Here is a 22,489-nt window from a genome sequence, read left to right as displayed (position 1 = left end):
CCCAGAGGCAATCGACTACTTGATCAGCGGCAGCAGCGTTTCGGCGGTGATGCGCATCTGGTCGGTGTAGAATTTTTCGGTGAGCACGCTGGAGCCATGATCCTGGATGAACTTCAGCTGCTCGGGCGAGATATCGACCGGGTGGCGCTCGACCATTTCGGGATAGGGTGCTGCCGGTGTGCGATCGACCGGGGCGACGAACTCATTGGTCAGCGCGCCGTCATAGCCGACTTCCTTCAGGGTCCCGACGATCCTTGGCCAGTCGATCTGGCCGAGGCCGGCGGCAAAGCGGTTGTTGTCGGCGACATGGAAGTCGAACAGGCGCTTTCCGACCTGCCGGATGGCGTCATGGACGTTAAATTCCTCCATGTGGATATGATATGCGTCAAGGCAGACGCCGCATTCGGGGCTGACCGCATCAGCCAGCGCCAGCGCCTGGGCGCCGCGGTTGAACAGGTAGGTTTCGAAGCGGTTGAGCGGTTCGACGGCGATCTTGACGCCGACCTTCTTGGCGTGGGTGAAACATTCGCGGGTCGCGTCGACCACCCACTTCCATTCCTCTTCCTCCGTGCCGTCCGGCACTACCTTGCCGACGGTTGCCGGAACCAGCGTGATGATATCGCCGTCGAGTTCGCTGACCATCGTCAGCACGTCCTTGACGTATTGCACGGAGCGCTCGCGCTGGCCCTGGTTCCTGGCGGCGAGGTTGCGTTCGCCCAGCATCAAGGTGACCGCGCCCCAGCAGCGGATGCCATGCTCCTTCAGCAGCGCCCGCGTCTCCTTGGTCTTGTACTGCGCGGGCTCGCCGGAAATCTCGATCGACTCATAGCCGAATTTCTTGATGCGCTTGAGCGTCGTCTCGAGGGGTTCCGCGCGCATCCAGTTGTGCGTCGAGAGATGCATGGCCTGTCCTTCCCAGATTCGTCCGTATGGTTGCCTGCGACATGCATCGCCGAAAGACGACGCAAGGGTTCCTCCCCAAGGCATCCCCAGCCTTTTCTTGCGAACTGGTTCGACCAATTGGGCCTGAAATGAGGTCTACAGCAAATTCTCCGAGACGGCAACAACTGTGGCAATGCAACTTCCATGGTGGATTAGTTGGTTGATTACATTGCGATATGTGCCGTTATTTTGCGTGTTCGGAGAGCCTCTTCGGCGCATTCCGAGACTTGACCAAATTGCCTTATTTGGTCATACCAGAATGGCAGTGTCGGCAGAGCGTCCGACGCGAAAAGACCAAAGTGACTGGCCCTGCTCCCCTCAGGCGCTATGCTTGGTCGTGACAAAACGAGGAGGATGCCGATGCCGACGACAATGAAGGGCCCTGGACTGTTTCTGGCGCAGTTCGCGGGCGATGCAGCACCGTTCAATTCGCTGGCGTCGATCACCAAATGGGCCGCCGGTCTCGGCTACAAGGGCGTCCAGATCCCGACCTGGGACGCGCGCCTGTTCGACCTCAAGAAGGCGGCATCCTCCAAGGCCTATTGCGATGAGGTGACGGGCATCTGCACCGATGCGGGCGTCGAGATCACCGAATTGTCGACGCATCTGCAGGGGCAATTGGTGGCGGTGCATCCGGCCTATGACGCGCAGATGGATGGGTTCGCGCCGCCATCGGTACACAACAACCCGAAGGCGCGGCAGGAATGGGCCGTCGAACAGATGAAGTTCGGTGCCAAGGCGTCGCGCAATCTCGGGCTGAATGCCTCGGTGTCGTTCACCGGCTCTCTGGCTTTCCCTTACCTCTATCCCTTCCCGCAGCGGCCCGCCGGTCTGATCGAGGAAGCCTTCGGCGAACTCGGAAAACGCTGGAAGCCGATCCTCGACGCCTATGAGGACAATGGTGTCGATGTCGGCTACGAAATCCATCCCTCGGAGGACGTGTTCGACGGGGCGACCTTCGAGATGTTCCTCGACGCTGTCGGCGGCCACAAGCGCTGCAACATCAACTACGACCCTTCGCACTTCCTGCTGCAGCAGCTCGACTATCTCGAATTCATCGACATCTATCACGAGCGGATCAAGGCTTTCCACGTCAAGGACGCCGAGTTCAATCCGACCGGACGGCAGGGCGTCTACTCCGGTTACCAGAGCTGGACGAACCGCGCGGGCCGTTTCCGTTCGCTCGGTGATGGGCAAGTGGATTTCGGCGGGATCTTCTCCAAGCTGACGCAGTACAATTACGATTCCTGGGCGGTGCTGGAATGGGAATGCTGCCTGAAGCATCCTGAGGACGGTGCGGCCGAAGGGGCGCCCTTCATCCAGCACCACATCATCCGGGTGACGGAGAAGGCATTCGACGATTTCGCCGCGGGCACCACGGACAAGAAGCTGCTGCGCGCCATGATGGGAATTTGACATCGCTTTCGCTTCCCCTCGGGGGAGGGGCATCTCATACGAGGGAGAAAAACATGGTTGGCGCATCGAAGTCGGAAACGGGAGGCGGCCCGATCCGCTACGGCATGGTTGGCGGCGGACAAGGCGCCTTCATCGGTGCGGTGCACCGGATCGCGGCACGCATGGACAATGATTTCATGCTGGTCGCCGGCGCCCTGTCATCCGACCCGGCGCGTGCGAAAGCCTCGGCCGCCGAACTCGGCCTCGATCCCTCACGCAGCTACGCGTCCTACGCCGAAATGGCCAAGGCCGAGGCGAAGCGCCCGGATGGCATCGAGGCGGTGGCCATCGTCACCCCCAACAACGTGCATGTGCCGGCAGCCAAGGCTTTCCTGGAGGCAGGCATCCACGTCATCTGCGACAAGCCGCTGGCAACGACGCTGGCCGAAGCGAAAAAGCTTGCGGCGATAGTCGAAAAGACCGGAAAGGTGTTCGTGCTCACTCACAATTATACAGCCTATCCAATGGTGCGGCAGGCCCGCGAAATGGTGGCCAAGGGCGTCCTCGGCGACATCCGCATCGTGCAGTCGGAATATCCGCAGGACTGGCTGACCGAGGACCTCGCCGCCACCGGCCAGAAGCAGGCTTCATGGCGGGGCGACCCCAAGCAGGCGGGTGCCGGCGGTGCGCTCGGGGATATCGGCACCCATGCCTACAACCTCGCCCGCTTCGTCTGCGGGCTCGAACTCGACTCCCTGTCGGCCGATCTCGATGCCTTCGTGCCGGGCAGGCTGCTCGACGACAACGTCAATGTCATGCTGCGTTTCAAACCGACGGGAAAAACGCATCCGGCCAAGGGCATGATCTGGGCAAGCCAGGTGGCGCCCGGTCATGAGAACGGCCTGAAACTGCGCATCTACGGTTCGAAGGGCGGTCTGGAATGGGTTCAGGCCGATCCCAACTATCTCTGGTACACGCCGTTCGGCCAGCCGAAACAATTGATCACCCGCAATGGCGCCGGCGCGCTGCCGGTGGCGGGCCGTGTCAGCCGCGTTCCGTCAGGCCATCCCGAGGGCTATCTCGAAGGTTTCGCCAACATCTATCAAGAAGCAGCACGCGCCATCCGCGCGGCACGCAAGAAGGGCGGCAAGCCGGCAAAGGATGTCGTCTTCCCGACCATCCAGGACGGTGTCGAAGGCATGGCTTTCATCGAGGCCTGCGTGAAGTCTTCGAAGAAGAATGGGGCGTGGACGAAGCTGTAAGAGGTGCCTGGCCAACGCAAAATGGGGGGAGGCGTCGATGAAGATCGGCATGTGCATGTTCTTGTGGACGACGGCGGTGTCGAAGAAGCATGAGCCGCTGCTTCGCGACATCAAGGCAACCGGCTTCGACGGTGTCGAGATCCCGATCTTCGCCGGCACGCCGGACGACTACAGGAAATTGGGTGAATTGCTCGACCGTATCGGGCTGCAGCGGACCGCCGTGTCAGCGATGGGGGATCCGGCGATGAACCTGATCGCGGCCGATGCGGCAACGCGCAAGGCTGGCGTCGACTACATGAAATGGGCCATCGATTGCGCCGATGCGCTTGGCGCCAGTACGCTGAGCGGACCGCTGCATTCGACGCTTGGCGCCTTTTCCGGAACCGGGCCGACAGCGGCCGAAAAGAAGCGCTCGATCGCCTCGCAGCGCGCCATCGGCGATCATGCCGGCAAGCGCAACGTCACCATCGGGCTCGAGGCGCTGAACCGCTTCGAATGCTATCTCCTCAACACCATGGCCGACCTGTCGGAGCATATCGACGCCATCGACCGGCCGCACATCAAGGCGATGTACGACACGTTCCACGCCAATATCGAGGAAGCCGACCCGATTGGCGCCTATACGAAGCACCGCAGGAATATCGTTCATATCCACATATCGGAGAACGATCGCGGCGTGCCGGGACGCGGCAACATTCCGTGGAAAGAAACCTTCGCGGCGATCCGCGAGAGCGGCTACGACGACTGGCTGACCATCGAGGCGTTCGGGCGCTCGCTCAAGGATTTGGCCGCGGCGACCAAGGTGTGGCGCGATTTTTCCGAAACGCCGGAAGCGGTTTATCGCGAAGGGTATAGGCATATCAAGAACGGGTGGAAGAAGGCGGGATAGGCTCCTCCTTCCGTCATCCACGGGTCTGCGCCGCGTCGCTTCGCTCCTTGCCTTGCTCCGCCTGTGGATGACGAAGGTAAGAGCTGCAGACCACAAGCAGGTTGCTCAACCCTGCTTGGCCTGCAGCCTGTTGTAGTCGTGGATCGTCCGGCTCAGCCTGCGGCGCAGGAAGTTGGATATGTTGTCGAAGATGAAGACGACGAGCAGGATCAGCAGCACCATGTAGAAGACATTGGCCCAGTTGGAGTTGGTGCGCATGGCTTCCCACAGTTTCAGGCCGATGCCGCCGGCGCCGACGGCGCCGATGATCGTGGCGCCCCTGGTGTTGGATTCCCACTGGTAGAGCGTCTGGCTGATGAAGACCGGGATCACCTCAGGCATAACGCCGTAGCGCTGCACGAGGAGCCCGTTGGCGCCGGTCGAAAGCACCCCTTCGCGCGGTTTGTCGTCGATGTTCTCCAGACCTTCCGAATAGACTTTACCGAGGGTGCCGATCTCGGTGAAGAAGATCGCGGCACTTCCCGCCAGCGGGCCAGGGCCGAAGGCGCGGGTGAAGAACAGCGCCCAGATCAGCATGTCGACCGAGCGCATGAAATCGAAGAAGCGCTTGAGCACTTGGCTGAGCACGCCGCTCGGCGTGATGTTGCGCGCCGCGAAGAAGGCCAGCGGGAAGGCGACGATACCACCGAGCAGCGTGCCCAGGAAAGCCATGACGATGGTCTGCAAGAGCTTCGTCCAGACGTCGCCGTGCTGCCATTGGGCGTTGTTCCAGATGTTGTCGCCGGCCAGCGCGAGGTTCGAGGTGCCGGGCTTCAGTTCAGGCCCCGATACGATCAACGAGATCACTTCCCCCGCCGATTTGCCGAAGAAGGGCGAGCGTGTGTCGAAGACGAAGTTCGCCCAGCCGAGAAAGCGCTTGCGCACCTTGACGCGATCGACGGTGACGCGAACCTCGCCGACAAAGCCCATCTTGGCGACGATCTCATCATCATGAACCGTCATCCAGTCGGGCACCGGGCCCGAGACTACAGGCTTGCCGCTGGTCAGCGCCACCGGCACCGTCCGTCCATGGGCGACAATCGTCGCATAGGTCTTGTCGAAGGTGACGGATTTGGCCTGGCCGTCGATCCGCACGGTGAAGGAACCGTCGGCATTCCTGATCACCCAATCCGGATTTGGATTGTCGCCCAGCGCCGAGAAACGTGGGTATTTGGGCGTGATCTCCTGCTGGTCGAGACGGAACTCCGGCTGCAAATCGTAGCTGATCCACTGCGTCAGGAAGAGCGGGAGGCGCTCCCAGTGCGATTCGCGCAATACCTGCGGCAGGCTGAAGAACCACAAGGCATAGACCAGGTAGAGGAGAGTGCCAACGAACAGGAGCAGCGGACCGAAGCGCTTGTACGCCGGGCGCTGGAACACCTGCGGGTGGCGCGCCTCGATCGACAGAATCTCCTCGGCCGTCATGGTCGCCATGATCTACGCCCCCATCATAAAGGCTTGTTCGCCGACCAACTTGCGGCGAAGCCAGGCGGAAAACTGGTCGATGATGAAGATGGTCGTGAACAGCAGCAGAACCAGCGCCAGCGTCTTGGCGCCGAAGCCGCGCGAGATGGAGAGCTTCAATTCCTCGCCGATGCCACCCCCGCCGACGGCGCCAATGATGGTCGAGGCCCGCACGTTGATCTCCACCCGCAGAAGCGTATAGGACACGAAATTGGGCAACACCTGCGGCAGGTCGGCGAAGCGCACCCGCTCGAACCAGTTGGCGCCGACCGCCGTCAGGCCTTCCTCGGCACGCATGTCGATGTTCTCGTTGATCTCGTAGAACAGCTTGCCGAGCGCGCCGATCGAATGCAGGCCGATGGCGATGATGGCAGCGATCGGACCTGTCGAGACGATGGCCGCGAAGAGGCCGGCGATGACGATCTCGGGAAAGGCGCGCAGCAATTCCATGAAACGCTTGACCACCAGCCGCAGAGCCGGATGGGGCGTCAGGTTGCGCGCCGCGATGAAGGAAAAAGGCACCGCGAGGATGAAGCCGATGAAGGTCGAGACCAGCGCCACGTTCACCGTGGTCAGCATCAGCTCGAAATATTCGGGGACGTAGAAACCGCCCCACACATAGACACGGCCAAGCGGGAAGTTGAATTCCTGGGTGCCGGTATCATGCGGCGAGGCGATGTCGAACAGCGCCCGCCAGACGTCGTTCCAGTCCTTCGGGACCAGCCAACTCAGGAAATCCAGTATGTGCGGCAGCCGGTCGAAGAAATGCCCGGCATTGGCTTCGTCGGCGAACCACATGCTGGAGAGCATCGCGGCAAGCAGCAGTCCGACGCCGAGCACGGTATAGAACCGGCGCAGCGACGTCTGGCGTCGCCATGCATCGGCCGTCTGGTGGGTGGCGCCGGAGGGGGTTGTCACGGAAAGGGTCATGATCGGAGATGCAAAAAGGGGCGGTACTTCGAAGTACCGCCCCTTTGCAATTTCGCCGTTAGCCGCCGATGGCTGCCTTACGGGCTTCGACGATGACCTTGTAGAAGTCCGGCTTCACCGGAACGTAGCCGGTGAAGTCGCCGCCTTCGACGCCTTCGAAGCAAGCCTTGTCCTTCTTGGGCAGATCGGTGAAGAAGGCGGCCAGCTTGGCGGTCATGTCGTCGCCTATCGCGGTGCGCACGACGAGCGGGCCGTTCGGGATCAGGCCCGAGCGCCAGACTTCGACGAAGTCGTTGGGGTCGACGGCGCCCTTGGCGACTTCCTTGTGGAAGGTGCCGGAGGTGTAGCCGTTCTTGAAGTCGCCGATGCCCGAGGAATCGTCGACCGCGACGTCGACCTTGCCATCACGCACGGCCAGAACGTTGTTTTCGTGGCCGCCGTTGAACTGGGTCGAAGCGAAGAAGGCTTCGTTCGAGGCGCCGGTGGTCTTCGGAATCTGGGTCAGCGGGATCAGGTAGCCGGAGGTCGAATCCGGATCGGCATAGCCGAGCTTCTTGCCCTTGGCCGACTTGATGTCGGTGATCCCGGAGGTCTTCAGCGCCAGGCCGATAGAATAATAGCCGGTGGCGCCGTCGGTCTGCTTGGTGGTGAGGATCGGGGTAACCGCCTTCGGATCCTTGAGATAGACGCTGGCATAGCCGGAAGCGCCGAGTTCGGCGAAGTCGAGCGTGCCGCCGAGCAGGCCCTGGATGACGCCGTCATAGTCGGCGGCGGGGAACAGCGAAACTTTCTCGAAGCCGAACTCGGTCTTCAGATGATCGGCCAGGCACTGGTAGTTGCGCAGCCGGTCGGTTTCGTTTTCGCCACCGAGAATGCCGACGCGAAATTCCTTCATGTCGGCGGCGTGGGCCATGCTGGTGGCCATGGCGAGCACCGAAACGGCACCGAAAACCATCTTCCTGAACATTGATATCTCTCCTGTAAGTTCCGGCCCCGCGCCGGCAGCGTTCTTGATCTTGACAAGTGCCCTTGACGCGGGCGGACGATCCAGGCTGCTCGCTATGCCCGTAATGGGCTCAGTATCCCGGAAATGCGGGTTCGAGCGGTCCGGCGGATGCGGCGATCTTCTGCTTGAAGGCTACGCTGGTGGAGGTGATGACCTCCGATATCTCGCCGCCATTGCTGTCGGCGCCGTAGACAAGACGCACGGCTTCGCGGTCGAGCTCTTCGGGCGGTCCGTCGAAGACGACCTTGCCGGCGGCCATGCCGATGATGCGGTTGCAATAGGTACGGGCGGTATCGAGCGTATGCAGGTTGGTGACGACCGTGATGCCTTCGCGCAGATTGATGTCCTGCAGCGAATCCATCACCACCTTGGCGTTGAGCGGGTCGAGCGAGGCGATCGGCTCATCGGCGAGGATCACCCTGGGCTGCTGCATCATGGCGCGGGCGATGGCGACGCGCTGCTGCTGGCCGCCAGACAGTGTGCCGGCCGGCTGAAGTGCCGTGCGGGCGATGTCGAGCCGCTCGAGCGCGGCGACCGCTTCGGCGCACTCGGCGCGCGAGAACATGCCGAGAAGGTTGGACAGGGTCGAGCGGTGGTTCAGTTTGCCGAGCAGCACGTTGGTCAGCACGTCGAGGCGCGGCACCAGGTTGAACTGCTGGAAGATCATGGCGCAATCGCGCTGCCAGCGCCGCAAGGGCGAGCCGCGCAACTGGGAAACCTCCGCGCCGTCAAAAAAAATCGACCCTTGGCTGGGGTCGACAAGACGGTTGATCATGCGAAGAAGCGTCGATTTGCCGGCGCCCGAACGACCGATGACGCCAACCATCTGCCCCTGCGGGATCGAGATGTTGATGTCACTGACGGCGGTGTTCTTGCCAAATCGTCGGCTGACGCCGCGGATTTCGAGCGTGGCAGAGCTTGCTGACATGGGCTGGTTCCAGTCCGGTCCATATTGATTGTCAGGCTCTCGCCTAACGCAGCCACATGAACCTGCCGTGTCGCCGGCATGTCAGTTTTGTTACGCTCCACAGATACGACGGTCGGCGTCCTGCTGGCGATCAGCCAAGCACCAGCAATTCCTCGAAATGTTTCATGTCGCGGAATGCGCAGAAGGCGGGGGCCTTGATCTCGATCACCGGAGCCTGCCGCGCGAAAAGCGCCAGGCAATCGTCGAACAGTGCCTGCCATGCGGCAGCGCTGTCGTCGGCGAGACGCTGGATCTGGTAGGCGAAGGTGATGTGAAAGACGTAATTGTCGTGGTCGGGGTGCCGGTAGCCGAACGGCACAGTCAGAGCATCGCGCCATGCACGCATGATGCGCATGTCCTCGTCGGTCGCGCCGGCAACGGTGAGGCCGGTCGGCACGATCTCGAGCACCTTGATGTTGAACGGGCCGGCGCCCTCGAAACCCTTGAGGCGCTCCAGATAGAGCCGGGTCATGGCGTCGATGCTGGTGTCGAGCGGGACGTCCCGCGGCCAGTAAGGCAACCGGCGGCGATATTCGATGATGCCCTGGAACAGCGTCATGTGCAGGCTGGAGACCGGCGTGAAGGCGAGGCGATCGGCGTCCGGCATTGCCATCATCCGATTGCGTACAGTGAGCACCACCGCTTCGGATGGCGAGCCGCTGACCAGATGGCTGACGACGGTGTTGCCGGGCTCGAGGAGAAAGTTGCCCGACGCGTCGTAGCGCGTGCCGAGATGCGTCGGCGGCGACGGATTGGAGCCGGCAAAGAATCCGGCGAGCGAGGGCCTCACAGTTTCGAGCATGGCGATCTCCTTGGGAGATGGCGTCCTGTCCGAATCTTATGTCAGGGATATGAACAGGCTCGCTCTATGACGATGATGTGAGGGCTCTGTCTCTTTGCCTGACGCAACCGGTTCCCAGTTTTCCTGGAATTGCGCTATCCTTCGTATTTCTCCAGGAACGCCTCGGCCGACAAATCCCGAAAATCGTCGAGCGAAGCGCGTAGCCTGGCATGGTCCCAGTCCCACCAGGCCAGTGCCTGGTAGCGCTCGGCGGTGCGGCGGTCGAAGCGCTCGCGGATCGGCTTGGCCGGCACGCCGGCGACGATGGTGTAGGGCGCGACGTCCCTCGAGACGACCGCGCCAGCGCCAACCGCGGCACCATCACCGACGGTGACGCCGGGCAGGACGGTCGAGCCGTGGCCGAGCCAGGTGTCGTGGCCTATGGTGACGCGCTTGGCGCGACGCTGAGCGAAGAATTCGCTCTCATGCTCAGCGTCGTCCCAATAGTCCGACGCGCGGTAAGTGAAGTGGTGCAGCGTCGGCCGCCATGTCGGATGGTTGGTGGCGTTGAGGCGCACGGTGGCCGCGATGTTGGCGAATTTGCCGATCGTCGCACACCAGACGGCGCAGTCCTGCATCATGTAGGAATAATCGCCGAGCTCGCTTTCCGAAACCCGGCTGCGGTCGGCGATCTCGGTCCAGCGGCCGAGCGTCGAGTTGTGCACCTCCGCCGTCGGGTGGACCAGCGGCGTCTCCGACAATTTCCTGGTCATGCGGCGAGTTTTCCCGGAGCGAAGGCGGTGACGTCGATGATGCGGTCGGCCACCGCCTCGCGCACATCGTGGTCGTGGAAGATGCCGAGCAGGGCTACTCCGCTCGCTTTCTTGGCTGCGATGAGTTCGATCACCACGTCGCGGTTGGTCGCGTCGAGCGATGCGGTCGGCTCGTCGAGCAGCAGGATCGGATGTTCGGTGATGAAACCGCGCGCGATGTTGACGCGCTGCTGCTCGCCGCCGGAGAAGGTTGCCGGCGGCAGCATCCAGAGCTTTTCCGGCAGATTGAGCTGGGCCAGCAAGGCGCGTGCCTTGGCTCGGGCCGCCTCGCGCTCCTCGCCGCGTTCGACCAGCGGTTCGGCGACGACATCGAGCGCCGAGACGCGCGGCACGGTGCGCAGGAACTGACTGACATAGCCGATCGTTTGCCGGCGAACGGAAAGCACCGTGCGCGGGCTGGCATGGGCGAGATCGATCAGCCCGTCCTCGTGCATGACGATGATCTGGCCCTCGTCGACGGCGTAGTTGCCATAGAGCATCTTCAGGATCGAGCTCTTGCCGGCACCGGAGGGACCGCCGAGCACGGTGCATTCACCCGCCTTGATCGAGAAGGAGACACCGGCGACGACAGGCAATTTGATGCCGTCTCGCAGATGCATGGTGAAGCTCTTGGCGACGTCGGAGACAACGAGAGGGGTCGGCATCAGAGGGTTCTCCAATCGTCAATCGTCGGCGGGACAGCGCCCCCCTCTGCCTTGCCAGGCATCTCCCCCTCAAGGGGGGAGATCGGCTGTCGCATTCGGCGTCGCCAACCTGCTGCATTGTAGAATAGGCGGGACATGGAAACTGCCAATCTCCCCCCTTGAGGGGGAGATGTCCGGCAGGACAGAGGGGGGCGTACACGCGCCATCATCACACCTGCAAAATCGAGGAAACCAGCAATTGCGTGTAGGGCGCGCGCGGGTCGTCGAGCACGCGGTCGGTGAGGCCGCTTTCGACGACGCGGCCGTCCTTCATCACCATCATGCGCTGCGACAGAAGCCGCGCCACGGCGAGGTCGTGGGTGACGACTATGGCCGCAAGGCCAAGATCGGTGACCAGACCGCGCAAGAGATCAAGCAGGCGCGCCTGCACCGAGACATCGAGGCCGCCGGTCGGCTCGTCCATGAACACCAGCCGTGGCCCGGTGACGAGATTGCGGGCGATCTGCAGGCGCTGGCGCATGCCGCCGGAAAAGGCGCGCGGTTCGTCGTCGATGCGGTCTTCCTCGATCTCGACGCGCGACAGCCAGTCGACCGCCGTGGCGCGGATCTTGCCGTAATGGCGGTCGCCGACCGCCATCAGACGCTCGCCGACATTGGCGCCGGCCGACACGGTCATGCGCAGCCCATCGGCCGGGTTCTGATGGACAAAACCCCAGTCGGTGCGCATCAGGAAGCGGCGCTCGGCCTCGCTCATGCGGTAGAGCTCGCGGAACTGGCCGTCGCGCATGCGGTAGCTGGCGGTGCCGGAGGAGGGCAGCAGCCGCGTCGACAGGCAGTTGAGCAGCGTCGTCTTGCCGGAGCCGGATTCGCCGACGACCGCCAGAACCTCGCCCGGCCACAGGTCGAAAGAGACGTTGTCGCAGCCGACGCGCGAGCCGTAGAATTTCGACAGCGCCGAGACGCGCAACAGCGGTTCGTCGGTCATTGCGCTGGCTCCATGTTTCCTGGGGCGAGATCGGTTTCGGGGGCAAGGTGGCCGCGATGGCCCTCTTCACGCCGCTTCTCGCAATAATCGGTGTCGGAGCAGACGAACATATGGCCGCCATGGTCGTCGAGGATGACCTCGTCGAGATAGACATTCTCGGCCGCGCACAGCGCGCAGGGCTGGTCGAAAGTCTGCACTTCGAACGGATGATCCTCGAAGTCGAGGCTGACGACGTCGGTGAAGGGCGGCACAGCATAGATGCGCTTTTCGCGGCCGGCGCCGAACAGCTGCAGGGCCGGCGAGCGGTGCATCTTGGGGTTGTCGAATTTCGGCGTCGGCGAAGGGTCCATCACATAGCGGCCCTCGACCTTCACCGGATAGGCATAGGTGGTGGCGATGCGCCCATGCTTGGCGATGTCCTCATAGAGCTTCACATGCATGAGACCGTATTCCTCCAGCGCATGCATCTTGCGCGTTTCGGTCTCGCGCGGTTCGAGGAAGCGCAGCGGCTCGGGGATCGGTACCTGATAGACCAGCACCTGGCCCGCCGTCAGCGGCTGTTCAGGGATGCGGTGGCGGGTCTGGATGATGGTGGCGGTGGCGGTATCGGTGGTGACGGCAACATTGGCGACCTTCTTGAAGAAGGCGCGGATCGAAACGGCGTTGGTGGTGTCGTCGGCGCCCTGGTCAATGACCTTCAGCACATCGTCGGGGCCGATGATCGATGCCGTGACCTGGACGCCGCCGGTGCCCCAGCCATAGGGCATCGGCATTTCGCGTGAGGCGAACGGCACCTGGTAGCCGGGGATGGCGATGCCCTTGAGGATCGCGCGGCGGATCATCCGCTTGGTCTGCTCGTCGAGATAGGCGAAGTTGTAGGTGGCGATGTCGGTCATGGCGATCACATCCGCTTCGTGCTATTGAATTGACGTCCAGGACGCGGAAACAGGGGCGAATTCAGATGACCCAAACCGGTTGGATGCATCTCGGAATTCTGCTGCTGGTGTTTGTCGGCGCGGTTGCCTTTGTCCTTCGACGCATGGTTCTGCCCGCACCGAAAGAAGGCGCGCAAGGTGAGACTGTTGCCGGTAGCAAAGGGTTCAACGAGGCACATAGTGGCCACTACAGTGCTGGTCATAGTGGCGGTGCCGATAGTGGGCATGGCGGCAGCTAGGATCATTCCGCCGCCTCCCTTTTCTCTTCGACCTTCGCTGGATTTTCGCGGGCCTCATACTCGGCGCGCATGCGGCGCACGAGGTCGAGCTCGGCCTGGAAGTCGACATAGTGCGGCAGCTTCAAATGCTCGACGAAGCCGGTGGCCTGGACATTGTCGGAGTGCGAGATGACGAACTCCTCGTCCTGCGCGGCAGCAAGGATGTCCTCGCCGAGTTCGGAGGCGCGCAGCGCCCGGTCGCAGAGCGCCATGGCCATCGCCTTGCGCTCGCTCTGGCCGAAGACGAGGCCGTAGCCACGGGTGAATTGCGGCGGCGCCTTGGCCGAACCCTTGAACTGGTTGACCATCTGGCATTCGGTGACCCGCACCGTGCCGAGCGGCACGGCGAACGGCAGTTCGGGCACGTCGAGCTCCAGCTCGACCTCGCCGATGCGGATCTCGCCGACGAACGGATGGTTGCGGGCATAGCCGCGCTGCGTGGAATAGCCGAGCGCCAGCAGAAAACCTTCGTCGCCGCGCGACAGCGCCTGCAGGCGGATGTCGCGCGCCATCGGGAATTCCAGCGGCTCGCGGGTGATGTCGCCGGGAACATGGTCCTGCGGCATGTCGCCATCGGGTTCGATCAGGCCTTCGCGAGCGAGGATCGCCGAGACACGCGGCATGGGCTCGGCCTCGCCGGCGCGCTGCAACGGTTCGGCGACATCGACGCCGGCGGCCAGCTCGGGGTCGAGCAGGCGGTGGGTGTAGTCGAAAGTCGGGCCAAGCAACTGGCCGCCAGGCAGATCCTTGTAGGTCGCCGAGACGCGCCGTTCGGCCAGCATCGCGCTGGTGTCGATCGGGCTGGTGTAACCGAAGCGCGGCAGCGTGGTGCGGTAGGCGCGCACCAGGAAGATCGCCTCGATCATGTCGCCGCGCGCCTGGACGATAGCTAGCGCCGCGAGTTCACGGTCATAGAGCGAGCCTTCGCTCATCACCCTGTCGACGCCGAGCGCCAGTTGTTCGACAATCTGGTCAAGGCGCAGCGCCGGCACTGAGCGGTCGCCGCGCCGGCGGTCGGCAAGCAGGCTGTGAGCGTTGGCAATTGCGGCTTCGCCACCTTTGACCGCGACATACATCTTCAAGCCTCCATCGTCTTGATGCGCGTCGTGCGCGGCAGGCAGGCTATGCCGTCCGATGTGGCGAGGATGATGTCGACGCCACGAGGAAAGCGCTTGTTGTTTTGCTTCCACTGCTCGACGAAATGGCGCGGCATCTGGGCCGGTGCGATCGTGGCGCTGGTTTCGATGCCGGGGCCTTCCAGCAACAGCGGGGCCCCTGAAGCGAGGTCGCCGACCTGCAGGATCAGCGTCGTCGATCGGTCGGGATAGTCCTGCGTGCCCTGGGAAAAGCCATCGATCGCCATCATCTCGGCGGGCATGGCAATAAACGCGAAATGCGCGTCGGCTGATGTGTTGGCCAGCGGTGCGCCCGTGTGGAAACCAAGCCAGGAGCTGATCGCCGCGGAGGCATGCAGTGCCGGGTCGAGCCAGAGCGGCGTGTCGTTGTCGCACAGCGCCAGGGCAATGGAGCCTGATGTTGCCGAAAGCGGCGCCGGCGGGCGGGTCCGCGCCGGTAAGGGCTGGACGCTGCCCGGCCGCGCCATGGCATCCATGACAGCCCGAAACACGGCCTGTGCGTTGAAGACCGGATCGGCGAAACCGCCCTCGATCGATTGCGCAGCGATATCCATCAATCTTCTCCGCGAACCATGGTGAAGAAATCCACTTTCGTCGCCGCCGTCTCGGCGCGGCGTTTTTCGCGGGCAGCGGTCAGAGCCGACCGCAAGGGGGCAATGAGCCTGTTCTCGACCTCGGTGCGGCGGGCAGGGTTCTGCCAGAGCGCGTCGGCGATGGCTGCCAGCTTCGCCTTCTGCTTATCGCGGCCAAGCGCGTAGCAATGGCCGACCTGCCCGGATGGCAGCCGGACGGTGGCACGAGTGATGGTCGCTTCGCCGACATTGAAGGGCGCGCCGCCGCCGCCGATGCGGCCACGCAGCGTGACCAGGCCGGTCTCGGGGCCGCGCAGCAATTCGGCTTGTGAAGGCAGGCCGGCCTCGTTCCAGAGCCGCACGATGTCGTCGCCGCTCGATTGCGCCAGCGTTGCCATGGCGGCCTTGCGCTCGGCCTGGTCGCGGGCTTCCTGTCCTCGCATCGCCAACTTTCCTCTTTGCTAAATTTGTCTATTGATATAGATAACTATACAAATTATACATATTACCTAACGCGAGTCCATGACGGGTGCGTGACAGGCCGGGGGGCAAAAACATGATAGGGCAGCAAGCGGCTGATAGCATCGAGCGGCGCAGCGGTGTTTCACTGTGGCGCCAGATCGCTGACAGGATCCTGCAATCGATTGCCACCGGTGATTTTGCCGAGAATGCCGCGCTGCCGCCCGAGGTCGCGCTGGCCGAGCGCTACGGCGTCAACCGTCACACCGTACGCAGCGCCATATCGGCCCTCGTGCAGGAGGGCGTGCTACGGGCCGAACAGGGGCGCGGCACCTTCGTCTTGTCGCGTAAGCGGCTGTCCTATCCGATCGGCGCGCGGACACGCTTTTCGACTGGCCTGCAGGGTCAGACGTCGGAACGGCACATCGTGCTGCTCTCCTCATCGATCGAGCCCGCCAGCCAGCGCGTTGCCGAAGGGCTCGGTCTGGCCCGTGGCACCGAGATGATACGGCTGGAGACACGCGGCGAGGCCGACGGGCGGCCGGTGTCGCGCGCCGCCGCTTGGTTCGAGGCGAGGCGCTTTGCAGGCATCGACAAAGCGATGGCGCAGACCGGTTCGATCACCGCGTCGCTCGCCCGTTTCGGTATCGACGATTATCTCAGGCAATCGACCGTGCTGTCGGCGCGCCATGCGGACGCCGCCGATCTCGCCGATCTCGATCTGCAGCCCGGCGCCATCGTGCTGGTCACGGTGGCGGTCAACGTCACGCCAGACGGCCAGCCGATCCAGTTTTCGGAGTCGCGCTTCCCGGCTGAGCGAGTGGAGCTGAAGCTCTCGGCGCTGTAAGGCTATCCGATCTCGATCACGGCCTTGATCAGGCCCGACTTTTCGTGCGCCCAGCGTGCGAGATCCCCTGGCGTATCGGCCAGCGTGGTGCGGTGGGTGACGAGCTTGGCTAGCGGCACGGCCCCATTGCGGATCGAGGCGGCGACATGATCGAAGTCGGCGCGCAACGCATTGCGGCTGCCGACCAATGTCATTTCGCGCTTGTGGAACTCAGGGTCGGAAAAGACGATGTCGTCCTTGACGACGCTGACCAGCACCAGTGTGCCGCCATGCGCGACATGGGCGAAGGCCGATTGCACCGACAGGGTGTTGCCGGTGGCGTCGAAGACCACGTCGAAGCCTTCGCCGTCGGTCGCATCACGCACCAGATCGGACGCGGGTGCTTGCGAGCCGTCGAGAATCGAAAAGCCGAGCTCGCTCGCGGCGAAGGTCAGTCTTTCGGTGCTCATGTCGAGAAGTGTCACGTCGAGTCCGGCAATGCGTGCGAAGATGGCGGTGCCAAGCCCAATCGGGCCGGCGCCGATGACCAGCGCGCGTCCACCGGGCTCGGAACGCGCGCGGCGCACGGCATGCGCGCCGATGGCCAGGAATTCGACGGCGGCGGCGTCGGCGAGCGACAGCCCGTTTGTGGGATAAAGGTTCTGTGCCGGCACCAGTATCTGTTCGCACATGGCGCCGTCGCGATGCACGCCGAGCACTTCGATCCTGACACAGCAATTTGGCTTGCCGTGCCGACAGGCGATGCATTTGCCGCAGGAGAGATAGGGGTTGATGATCACCGGTTCGCCGACCGCAAGACCGACTCCTTCGCCGACTTCGACGACGGTGCCGGACACTTCGTGGCCCATGATGCGGGGATAGGCGAGGAACGGATGCTTGCCCTCGAAGATATGGTAGTCGGTGCCGCAGATGCCGACATGGCTGACCGCGACCAGCGCCCAGCCGGGAGGCGGCGAGCCGGGAGCAGGGCGGTCCTCCAGGATAAGCTCGCCTGGCGAGCGGCAGACGACGGCTTTCATGCTTCAATCCACTCTGTCATGAAATCGCCGGCCTGTTTCCGACAGGGCCGGCGATCGATTTTGGTCTGTCGCTACTTGCCGCCGCGGCGGCGCAGGCCATCGAAATAGACGATGACGATGATCAGCACGCCGGTGATGACACGCTGCCAGAAGGCGTTGACGTTGAGCAGGTTGGCGCCGTTGTTGATGGTGGCGAGAATGAAGGCGCCGAGCAGTGGCCCGTGCACCGAGCCGACCGCGCCGAACAGTGAGGTGCCGCCGATCACCGACGAGGCGATCGCCTGCAGTTCCCATCCTTCGGCCTGGGTCGGATTGCCGATGCCGATGCGCGAAGCCAAGAGCACACCGACGAACGCCGCGCAGAGACCCGACAGCGTGTAGGCCATGAAGATGGTGCGCTGGACATTGACGCCGGACAGGCGCGAGGCCTCGGCGTTCGACCCGACCGAGAACAGGTACCGGCCCCAGCGGCTGTGATGCAGGAAGACATAGGCGGGTATGCCGACCAGCAGCACCATCCAGAACAGATTGGGGATGCCGACGAAGGAGTTGCGCGAGAATTCCTGGAAAGCATCGTTGTTGATCGAAATCGAATTGCCGTTGGTCATCAAAAGGCCAATGCCGCGCAGCGAGGTCAGGGTCGCCAGCGTGATGATGAAGGGCGGCAGGCCCATCTTGACGATGCCAAACCCATGGAAAAGGCCGATGGCGACGCCGACCAGCAGGGTGAGCAGGATGGCGAGGAAGACCGGGAGGCCGGCATTGATCAGCATCGCGGCGATGACTGTTGCGAAGCCGACCACGGCACCGACGGACAGATCGATGCCGCCGGTGATGATGACGAAGGTCTGGCCGACAGCCAAAATGGCGATCATCGAACCCTGACGCAGCAGATTCGAGATGTTGTTGGCCGACGCGAAGCTCGACGTGGAGAACGACAGAATGACCCACAGCAGCACCAGCAGCGCCAGCAGCGTCAGTCCAAACAGTGCGTTGTAATTGCGCTTCGGTTTTTCGGCAGGAATCGCCTCGGTGCTCATGTCTTTCCTCCCAGCTTTTCTTGTTTCTCGGCGAGCGCCTGTGTGAGAATGTCTTCGTGATCGGCGGTGTGGAACCCGTGCGTGGCCACCAGCTTGCCGCGGCGGAACACATGCAGCGTGTCGGCCAGTTCATAGACTTCCGGCAAATAGGACGAGATCAGGATGATGCCCGCGCCCTTCGACAAGAGCGCGCTGAACAGGCGGTAGATCTCCGCCTTGGTGCCGACGTCGACGCCGACCGTCGGCTCGTCGAAGATGAACAGCTTGGCGCCGTGCGCCAGCCATTTGCCGATGACGATCTTCTGCTGATTGCCGCCCGACAGGCTGGAAGCCAACGCATGGCGCGTCGGCGTCTTGATCCTGAGGCCTGCGATCTGGCGGTCGGCCTCGGCCTTCTCTTTCGCGTTCGAGATCAACAGATTGCTGGAGATGCGCTTGTAGATCGGCAGGTTGAGGTTGAGGCCGACCGGCAGGTTGAGACAAAGGCCCTGGTCGCGGCGGCTTTCCGGCGCCAGCGCCATGCCGAGCTTGATGGCGTCATGCTCGGAGTTGATCTGGACATCCTTGCCTTCCCACAGGACCTGACCGGCCGACTTCTTGTGCCGGCCGTAGAGCGTGGTGACGAATTCGCTGCGTCCAGCGCCGATCAGGCCGTAGAGCCCGACGATCTCGCCGGCACGGACTGTCATCGACACATTTTCGAAGCCCTTGCCCGAGAGGCTTCTGGCCTCGACGATCGCGGCACCCGGAGTGAAATGCTCCTTGTGGTAGATTTGTTCGATCGAACGGTTGATCATCAGCTTGACGAGTTCGGCGTCATTGGTCTCGCTGATGTTCCTGGTGCCGACCAGCGTGCCGTCGCGCAGCACCGAAACACGATCGGCGAGTTCGAACACTTCCTCCATGCGGTGACTGATATAGATGATCGTCACGCCCTCGGACTTCAGGCGACGGATCAGAGTGAAGAGCTGGTCGGCCTCCTTGCGGGTCAGGTAAGCGGTCGGCTCGTCGAAGATCAGGAATTTGGTGCCGCGCACGGTGGCGCGGGCGGCGGCGATCAGCTGCTGCTGGCCGATGGTCAGATCGCCCAATGTGACATGCGCCGGCAGGTCGAAGCCGAGATCGTCGATGATCTTCTGCGCCTCCCTGACCATGGCGCGCTGCTGCAGGATGCCGAAGCGCGAATTCTCCTCGCCGAGGAACATGTTGGCGGCGACGGTCAGATGACGACAGAGCACGACCTCCTGGTGGACGGCGTTGATGCCGAGCGCCATCGCCTCATGCGGGGTCGCCAGTGCAGCCGGTTGGCCCTCCCAGATCACTTCTCCGGAGGTGCGCGGCATGACGCCGGTCAAAAGCTTGATGAGCGTGGATTTGCCGGCGCCGTTCTCGCCGACGATGGCGTGGATCTCGCCTGCCTTGAAGGCAAGGTCCACCGGCTTCAAGGCGTGAGTGCCGGGATAGCGCTTTTCCAGCCCGCGCAATTCGAGGATGGTCCCTCCGGGCTCCAGCGCGGGAGCCGGATGCAGTTCGTGCGCCGTCGGCGTCATGGCGATCCTCCCAGATTGGCCTCGCGGCTGGCACCCGGCGAGGCTGTGATCGTCTTTTCAAACAGCCTAGCCAAAGCCGGCCGATTGCCAAGCCGCTCGTGGCGGCGGATGTTTCCGGGGCGCGACGCCCCGGAAACGGTTTTGAACACCGGCTGCTTAGAGCTTCGGATTGAGCAGCGCGTCGATCTTGGGGTCCTTCATATTGGCCTTGGTCACCAGATTGGCGCCAGTGTCGACATTTGCCTCCACCTTCTCGCCCTTCGAGGCGGCGAGCGCCGTCTTGATGCCGTCATAGCCCATCCGGTACGGATCCTGCACGACGAGGCCGGAAATGACGCCGTCATTGAGGAACTTGATCAGCTTCTCGTCGCTGTCGAAGCCGATCAACCCGACCTTGCCGGCAAGTTTGTTCTCGGCGATCGCCTGACCGACGCCTTGCGCCATGATCAGGTTTGACGCGAAGATGCCCTTCAGGTCCGGATTGGCGGTGATCAGGTCGGTCGCGATGTTGAGGCCGGTGGTGGCCTGGCCGTCGGCGTATTTGTCGGCGATCAGTTCGAGGCCGGGATACTTGGCCTTGAGCTGTTCCTTGAAGCCTTGCGCGCGCTGTTCGAGCGAGCCGGCGCCGGGGAGCGCGGTGATAAGCGCAACCTTGCCCTCGACCTTGCCGCCGTTGGCGGCGCCGATCGCGGCGGCGAGACCGTCAGCGGCGACGCGGCCGCCCTGCACGTTGTCGGTGGTCAGGAACGATGTGAAGGCCTTGGAGTCGGCGCCCGAGTCGATGCCGATGACCTTGACCTTGGTCGCGGCTTCGTCGATCGGCTTGCCGAGCGCCTTGGCTTCGGTCGGCGCGATGACGACGGCGGCCGGGTTGCCGGCGACGGCGTTTTCGAGGATGGAGATCTGGCCGTTGACGTCGGTCTCAGCCTGGGCGCCGAGTTCCGGCACGTTGACGCCGAGGTCCTTGCCGGCCTTGCGGGCGCCGGCCAGAACGATCTGCCAGTAGAAGGACGTGGTATCCTTGACGATGATCGGAATGGTCACGTCCGCCGCCGAGACCGGTGCGGTATGCATGACGCCGGCGAGCATCGAGGCTGCCGCCAGGGCCATGACGGCGCGGCGGTTGAGAATGCTGGTCACGAATTTCATGGGATCCTCCCTAAGTCGCCTGGTGAACGTTACGGAAGCTCGGTTCGGATAGGCGTGGCCCAAACAGAACTTTATCAATAAAAAACAGTTGCACTGTTTTGATAGTGCATCGTTCCGGCCGATGCAAGCGGTGTTTCCAGTCAGTCCTCCCAAAGGCCTGACAACGATTCACCTACCGGCGCGGCTCCTCTCCAGTCTTAGTCAGGCGCTCCCGTTTCCGTTCTACGGAAGCATGGAATATTAATTCCATACAGCAGTCAACATGGAATGTTCATTCTTTTCTGAGGTCGCAACATTGTGAAGCCGACCCGCGACCCTGTGCACATTGCGACGGTGCGCGCTTCAAGACAGTTTCTGCACCACCGTGTAGGGACGATACTTGGCATATTCCGTCTCCGGCACGTCGATATCGAGCAGCTCGAGGTTGCGTGTCAGGTTCGCCAATCTTGCGGTACCGGTCAGCACGGTGGCAACTGCAGGTTCGTGCAAAGGAAACTGGAACGCGGCCGCCGCCAGCGGATAACCGCCTTCACCGGCGATCTTCTCCATGGCGTCGACACGGTCGAGAACGTCGCGGCTGGCGGGTTGGTAGTCGAAATGCGCGCCCTGCACCGGCCCGGTCGCCAATATGCCCGAGTTGAAAACGCCGCCGATGACCAGCGACGTCTGTTGCGCACGGCACAGCGGCAGCAGTTCGGCTTCCGCGCTGCGGTCGAGCAAGGAATAACGGCTGGCGAGCAGGATGCAGTCGAGCGGCGCCCGGCGCATCACGTCGAGGCAGATCTGGACTTCGTTGACGCCGAGCCCGTAGGCCGAAATCGTGCCGGCCCGCTTCAGCTCCTCGAGCGCCTTGAGCCCGCCGTCCATCAACTGGCGAAAGTGCAGTTTGGTCTTCTCGACACCATGCGTGTAAACGCCGATGTCGTGCACATACAGGATGTCTATCCTGTTTAGCCCAAGCCGCGCATAGCTGAAGTCGACCGACCGCATGATGCCGTCATAGGAATAGTCGTAGTCGAGCGCGAAGGGTAGCGGATCGACATAGGAATGGTCCGGCACCTGGTCTTCCGGCACCGGGCGGAACAGGCGGCCGACCTTGGTCGACAGCACGTAGGAATCACGTGGTTTGTAGCGCAGGAAATCGCCGAAGCGACGCTCCGACAGGCCGAAACCGTAGAAGGGCGCGGTGTCGAAATAGCGCAGGCCGGCTTCCCATGCGCCTTGCAGCGTTTCCATCGCCGCTTCGCGCGAACAGGCCCGGTAGAGGCCGCCGATCGCAGCGCCGCCGAAGCTGATCTCGGTGACCTCCAGTGCCGTCTGGCCGATGCGGCGTCTTTTCATGCATAACCTCCCCGTGGCCGACCGTT

The 22,489-nt window shown here is 63.0% G+C and carries 23 protein-coding genes; 4 read left to right on the top strand and 19 right to left on the bottom strand.

The window, feature by feature from the left end:
- Window positions 1-15: 15 nt before the first annotated feature.
- A complete protein-coding gene (locus FJW08_RS17270) occupies window positions 16-903 on the bottom strand; it encodes a sugar phosphate isomerase/epimerase (protein ID WP_140811612.1) in 888 nt (295 codons plus the stop codon).
- A gap of 399 nt (window positions 904-1,302) precedes the next feature.
- Here FJW08_RS17270 and FJW08_RS17265 point away from each other — a divergent pair, with 399 nt between their 5' ends.
- The 3 genes from FJW08_RS17265 to FJW08_RS17255 are packed head-to-tail and all read left to right on the top strand — an operon-like array spanning window position 1,303 to window position 4,488.
- Window positions 1,303-2,358 carry a sugar phosphate isomerase/epimerase gene (locus FJW08_RS17265; protein ID WP_140811611.1) on the top strand — a complete coding sequence of 352 codons (1,056 nt, stop codon included), beginning with the start codon at window positions 1,303-1,305 and terminating at the stop codon, window positions 2,356-2,358.
- Window positions 2,359-2,411: 53 nt separating this feature from the next.
- Window positions 2,412-3,599: a Gfo/Idh/MocA family oxidoreductase gene (locus FJW08_RS17260; protein ID WP_140811610.1), complete on the top strand. Its 1,188-nt coding sequence runs from the start codon at window positions 2,412-2,414 to the stop codon at window positions 3,597-3,599.
- A gap of 37 nt (window positions 3,600-3,636) precedes the next feature.
- Entirely contained in the window at window positions 3,637-4,488 is an 852-nt protein-coding gene (locus tag FJW08_RS17255; protein ID WP_140811609.1) for a sugar phosphate isomerase/epimerase, read from the top strand.
- Window positions 4,489-4,593: 105 nt separating this feature from the next.
- On the opposite strand, the gene phnE (FJW08_RS17250) is transcribed toward FJW08_RS17255, so the two are convergent.
- The 13 genes from phnE (FJW08_RS17250) to phnG all read right to left on the bottom strand — a co-directional run bounded on the left by phnE (FJW08_RS17250) (window position 4,594) and on the right by phnG (window position 15,501).
- Window positions 4,594-5,961, bottom strand: coding sequence for a phosphonate ABC transporter, permease protein PhnE (gene phnE / locus FJW08_RS17250; RefSeq protein WP_140811608.1), 1,368 nt, complete (start codon window positions 5,959-5,961; stop codon window positions 4,594-4,596).
- Between the two features lie 3 nt (window positions 5,962-5,964).
- Window positions 5,965-6,921 carry a phosphonate ABC transporter, permease protein PhnE gene (phnE, locus tag FJW08_RS17245; RefSeq protein ID WP_140811607.1) on the bottom strand — a complete coding sequence of 319 codons (957 nt, stop codon included), beginning with the start codon at window positions 6,919-6,921 and terminating at the stop codon, window positions 5,965-5,967.
- A 58-nt stretch (window positions 6,922-6,979) separates the two neighbouring features.
- Window positions 6,980-7,888: a phosphonate ABC transporter substrate-binding protein gene (gene phnD, locus FJW08_RS17240; RefSeq protein WP_140756396.1), complete on the bottom strand. Its 909-nt coding sequence runs from the start codon at window positions 7,886-7,888 to the stop codon at window positions 6,980-6,982.
- Between the two features lie 109 nt (window positions 7,889-7,997).
- Window positions 7,998-8,855, bottom strand: coding sequence for a phosphonate ABC transporter ATP-binding protein (phnC, locus tag FJW08_RS17235; RefSeq protein WP_140811605.1), 858 nt, complete (start codon window positions 8,853-8,855; stop codon window positions 7,998-8,000).
- A 130-nt stretch (window positions 8,856-8,985) separates the two neighbouring features.
- A complete protein-coding gene (locus FJW08_RS17230) occupies window positions 8,986-9,696 on the bottom strand; it encodes a DUF1868 domain-containing protein (RefSeq protein ID WP_140811604.1) in 711 nt (236 codons plus the stop codon).
- A 134-nt stretch (window positions 9,697-9,830) separates the two neighbouring features.
- Window positions 9,831-10,448: a DapH/DapD/GlmU-related protein gene (locus FJW08_RS17225; RefSeq protein WP_140811603.1), complete on the bottom strand. Its 618-nt coding sequence runs from the start codon at window positions 10,446-10,448 to the stop codon at window positions 9,831-9,833.
- Entirely contained in the window at window positions 10,445-11,152 is a 708-nt protein-coding gene (phnL, locus tag FJW08_RS17220) for a phosphonate C-P lyase system protein PhnL (protein WP_140811602.1), read from the bottom strand. The genes FJW08_RS17225 and phnL overlap by 4 nt, the downstream gene beginning before the upstream one ends.
- Window positions 11,153-11,360: 208 nt before the next feature.
- Entirely contained in the window at window positions 11,361-12,137 is a 777-nt protein-coding gene (gene phnK, locus FJW08_RS17210) for a phosphonate C-P lyase system protein PhnK (protein WP_015315654.1), read from the bottom strand.
- A complete protein-coding gene (locus tag FJW08_RS17205) occupies window positions 12,134-13,033 on the bottom strand; it encodes an alpha-D-ribose 1-methylphosphonate 5-phosphate C-P-lyase PhnJ (protein ID WP_140811600.1) in 900 nt (299 codons plus the stop codon). Before FJW08_RS17205 ends, phnK begins: the two co-directional genes overlap by 4 nt.
- 5 nt (window positions 13,034-13,038) lie before the next feature.
- The gene (locus FJW08_RS17200; protein WP_181182952.1) at window positions 13,039-13,317 is read right to left on the bottom strand and encodes a hypothetical protein; all 279 of its coding nucleotides are present in this window, start codon (window positions 13,315-13,317) and stop codon (window positions 13,039-13,041) included.
- On the bottom strand, window positions 13,314-14,426 hold the full coding sequence (locus FJW08_RS17195; protein ID WP_140811598.1) for a carbon-phosphorus lyase complex subunit PhnI: 1,113 nt from the start codon (window positions 14,424-14,426) through the stop codon (window positions 13,314-13,316). The genes FJW08_RS17200 and FJW08_RS17195 overlap by 4 nt, the downstream gene beginning before the upstream one ends.
- 2 nt (window positions 14,427-14,428) lie before the next feature.
- Window positions 14,429-15,040, bottom strand: coding sequence for a phosphonate C-P lyase system protein PhnH (gene phnH, locus FJW08_RS17190; protein WP_140811597.1), 612 nt, complete (start codon window positions 15,038-15,040; stop codon window positions 14,429-14,431).
- Window positions 15,040-15,501: a phosphonate C-P lyase system protein PhnG gene (gene phnG / locus FJW08_RS17185; RefSeq protein ID WP_140811596.1), complete on the bottom strand. Its 462-nt coding sequence runs from the start codon at window positions 15,499-15,501 to the stop codon at window positions 15,040-15,042. The genes phnH and phnG overlap by 1 nt, the downstream gene beginning before the upstream one ends.
- Window positions 15,502-15,614: 113 nt before the next feature.
- Here phnG and phnF point away from each other — a divergent pair, with 113 nt between their 5' ends.
- A complete protein-coding gene (phnF, locus tag FJW08_RS17180) occupies window positions 15,615-16,364 on the top strand; it encodes a phosphonate metabolism transcriptional regulator PhnF (RefSeq protein WP_140811595.1) in 750 nt (249 codons plus the stop codon).
- 2 nt (window positions 16,365-16,366) lie between these two features.
- On the opposite strand, the gene FJW08_RS17175 is transcribed toward phnF, so the two are convergent.
- The 5 genes from FJW08_RS17175 to FJW08_RS17155 form a co-directional block, all read right to left on the bottom strand.
- Window positions 16,367-17,383 (bottom strand): zinc-binding alcohol dehydrogenase family protein, encoded by a 1,017-nt coding sequence (locus tag FJW08_RS17175; RefSeq protein ID WP_140811594.1) that lies wholly within the window; start codon window positions 17,381-17,383, stop codon window positions 16,367-16,369.
- Between the two features lie 71 nt (window positions 17,384-17,454).
- Window positions 17,455-18,423: an ABC transporter permease gene (locus FJW08_RS17170; protein WP_140811592.1), complete on the bottom strand. Its 969-nt coding sequence runs from the start codon at window positions 18,421-18,423 to the stop codon at window positions 17,455-17,457.
- On the bottom strand, window positions 18,420-19,973 hold the full coding sequence (locus tag FJW08_RS17165) for a sugar ABC transporter ATP-binding protein (protein ID WP_140811591.1): 1,554 nt from the start codon (window positions 19,971-19,973) through the stop codon (window positions 18,420-18,422). The genes FJW08_RS17170 and FJW08_RS17165 overlap by 4 nt, the downstream gene beginning before the upstream one ends.
- A 156-nt stretch (window positions 19,974-20,129) precedes the next feature.
- On the bottom strand, window positions 20,130-21,122 hold the full coding sequence (locus tag FJW08_RS17160) for an ABC transporter substrate-binding protein (RefSeq protein WP_140756366.1): 993 nt from the start codon (window positions 21,120-21,122) through the stop codon (window positions 20,130-20,132).
- A 342-nt stretch (window positions 21,123-21,464) separates the two neighbouring features.
- The gene (locus FJW08_RS17155) at window positions 21,465-22,463 is read right to left on the bottom strand and encodes an aldo/keto reductase (protein ID WP_140811590.1); all 999 of its coding nucleotides are present in this window, start codon (window positions 22,461-22,463) and stop codon (window positions 21,465-21,467) included.
- Window positions 22,464-22,489: the final 26 nt, after the last annotated feature.

Source organism: Mesorhizobium sp. B3-2-1, from assembly GCF_006439515.1.
In the GTDB taxonomy this organism is placed as follows: Bacteria; Pseudomonadota; Alphaproteobacteria; order Rhizobiales; family Rhizobiaceae; genus Mesorhizobium.
The sequence above is the reverse complement of the archived record's forward strand: the minus strand, read 5'-3'. Positions and strand labels throughout refer to the sequence as shown.

What these genes read in the sequence shown, in the direction of transcription:
- FJW08_RS17270 (WP_140811612.1), bottom strand. Translation starts at nt 903, where the DNA reads ATGCATCTCTCGACGCACAACTGGATGCGCGCGGAACCCCTCGAGACG.
- FJW08_RS17265 (WP_140811611.1), top strand. Translation starts at nt 1,303, where the DNA reads ATGCCGACGACAATGAAGGGCCCTGGACTGTTTCTGGCGCAGTTCGCG.
- FJW08_RS17260 (WP_140811610.1), top strand. Translation starts at nt 2,412, where the DNA reads ATGGTTGGCGCATCGAAGTCGGAAACGGGAGGCGGCCCGATCCGCTAC.
- FJW08_RS17255 (WP_140811609.1), top strand. Translation starts at nt 3,637, where the DNA reads ATGAAGATCGGCATGTGCATGTTCTTGTGGACGACGGCGGTGTCGAAG.
- phnE (WP_140811608.1), bottom strand. Translation starts at nt 5,961, where the DNA reads ATGGCGACCATGACGGCCGAGGAGATTCTGTCGATCGAGGCGCGCCAC.
- phnE (WP_140811607.1), bottom strand. Translation starts at nt 6,921, where the DNA reads ATGACCCTTTCCGTGACAACCCCCTCCGGCGCCACCCACCAGACGGCC.
- phnD (WP_140756396.1), bottom strand. Translation starts at nt 7,888, where the DNA reads ATGTTCAGGAAGATGGTTTTCGGTGCCGTTTCGGTGCTCGCCATGGCC.
- phnC (WP_140811605.1), bottom strand. Translation starts at nt 8,855, where the DNA reads ATGTCAGCAAGCTCTGCCACGCTCGAAATCCGCGGCGTCAGCCGACGA.
- FJW08_RS17230 (WP_140811604.1), bottom strand. Translation starts at nt 9,696, where the DNA reads ATGCTCGAAACTGTGAGGCCCTCGCTCGCCGGATTCTTTGCCGGCTCC.
- FJW08_RS17225 (WP_140811603.1), bottom strand. Translation starts at nt 10,448, where the DNA reads ATGACCAGGAAATTGTCGGAGACGCCGCTGGTCCACCCGACGGCGGAG.
- phnL (WP_140811602.1), bottom strand. Translation starts at nt 11,152, where the DNA reads ATGCCGACCCCTCTCGTTGTCTCCGACGTCGCCAAGAGCTTCACCATG.
- phnK (WP_015315654.1), bottom strand. Translation starts at nt 12,137, where the DNA reads ATGACCGACGAACCGCTGTTGCGCGTCTCGGCGCTGTCGAAATTCTAC.
- FJW08_RS17205 (WP_140811600.1), bottom strand. Translation starts at nt 13,033, where the DNA reads ATGACCGACATCGCCACCTACAACTTCGCCTATCTCGACGAGCAGACC.
- FJW08_RS17200 (WP_181182952.1), bottom strand. Translation starts at nt 13,317, where the DNA reads ATGATCCTAGCTGCCGCCATGCCCACTATCGGCACCGCCACTATGACC.
- FJW08_RS17195 (WP_140811598.1), bottom strand. Translation starts at nt 14,426, where the DNA reads ATGTATGTCGCGGTCAAAGGTGGCGAAGCCGCAATTGCCAACGCTCAC.
- phnH (WP_140811597.1), bottom strand. Translation starts at nt 15,040, where the DNA reads ATGGATATCGCTGCGCAATCGATCGAGGGCGGTTTCGCCGATCCGGTC.
- phnG (WP_140811596.1), bottom strand. Translation starts at nt 15,501, where the DNA reads ATGCGAGGACAGGAAGCCCGCGACCAGGCCGAGCGCAAGGCCGCCATG.
- phnF (WP_140811595.1), top strand. Translation starts at nt 15,615, where the DNA reads ATGATAGGGCAGCAAGCGGCTGATAGCATCGAGCGGCGCAGCGGTGTT.
- FJW08_RS17175 (WP_140811594.1), bottom strand. Translation starts at nt 17,383, where the DNA reads ATGAAAGCCGTCGTCTGCCGCTCGCCAGGCGAGCTTATCCTGGAGGAC.
- FJW08_RS17170 (WP_140811592.1), bottom strand. Translation starts at nt 18,423, where the DNA reads ATGAGCACCGAGGCGATTCCTGCCGAAAAACCGAAGCGCAATTACAAC.
- FJW08_RS17165 (WP_140811591.1), bottom strand. Translation starts at nt 19,973, where the DNA reads ATGACGCCGACGGCGCACGAACTGCATCCGGCTCCCGCGCTGGAGCCC.
- FJW08_RS17160 (WP_140756366.1), bottom strand. Translation starts at nt 21,122, where the DNA reads ATGAAATTCGTGACCAGCATTCTCAACCGCCGCGCCGTCATGGCCCTG.
- FJW08_RS17155 (WP_140811590.1), bottom strand. Translation starts at nt 22,463, where the DNA reads ATGAAAAGACGCCGCATCGGCCAGACGGCACTGGAGGTCACCGAGATC.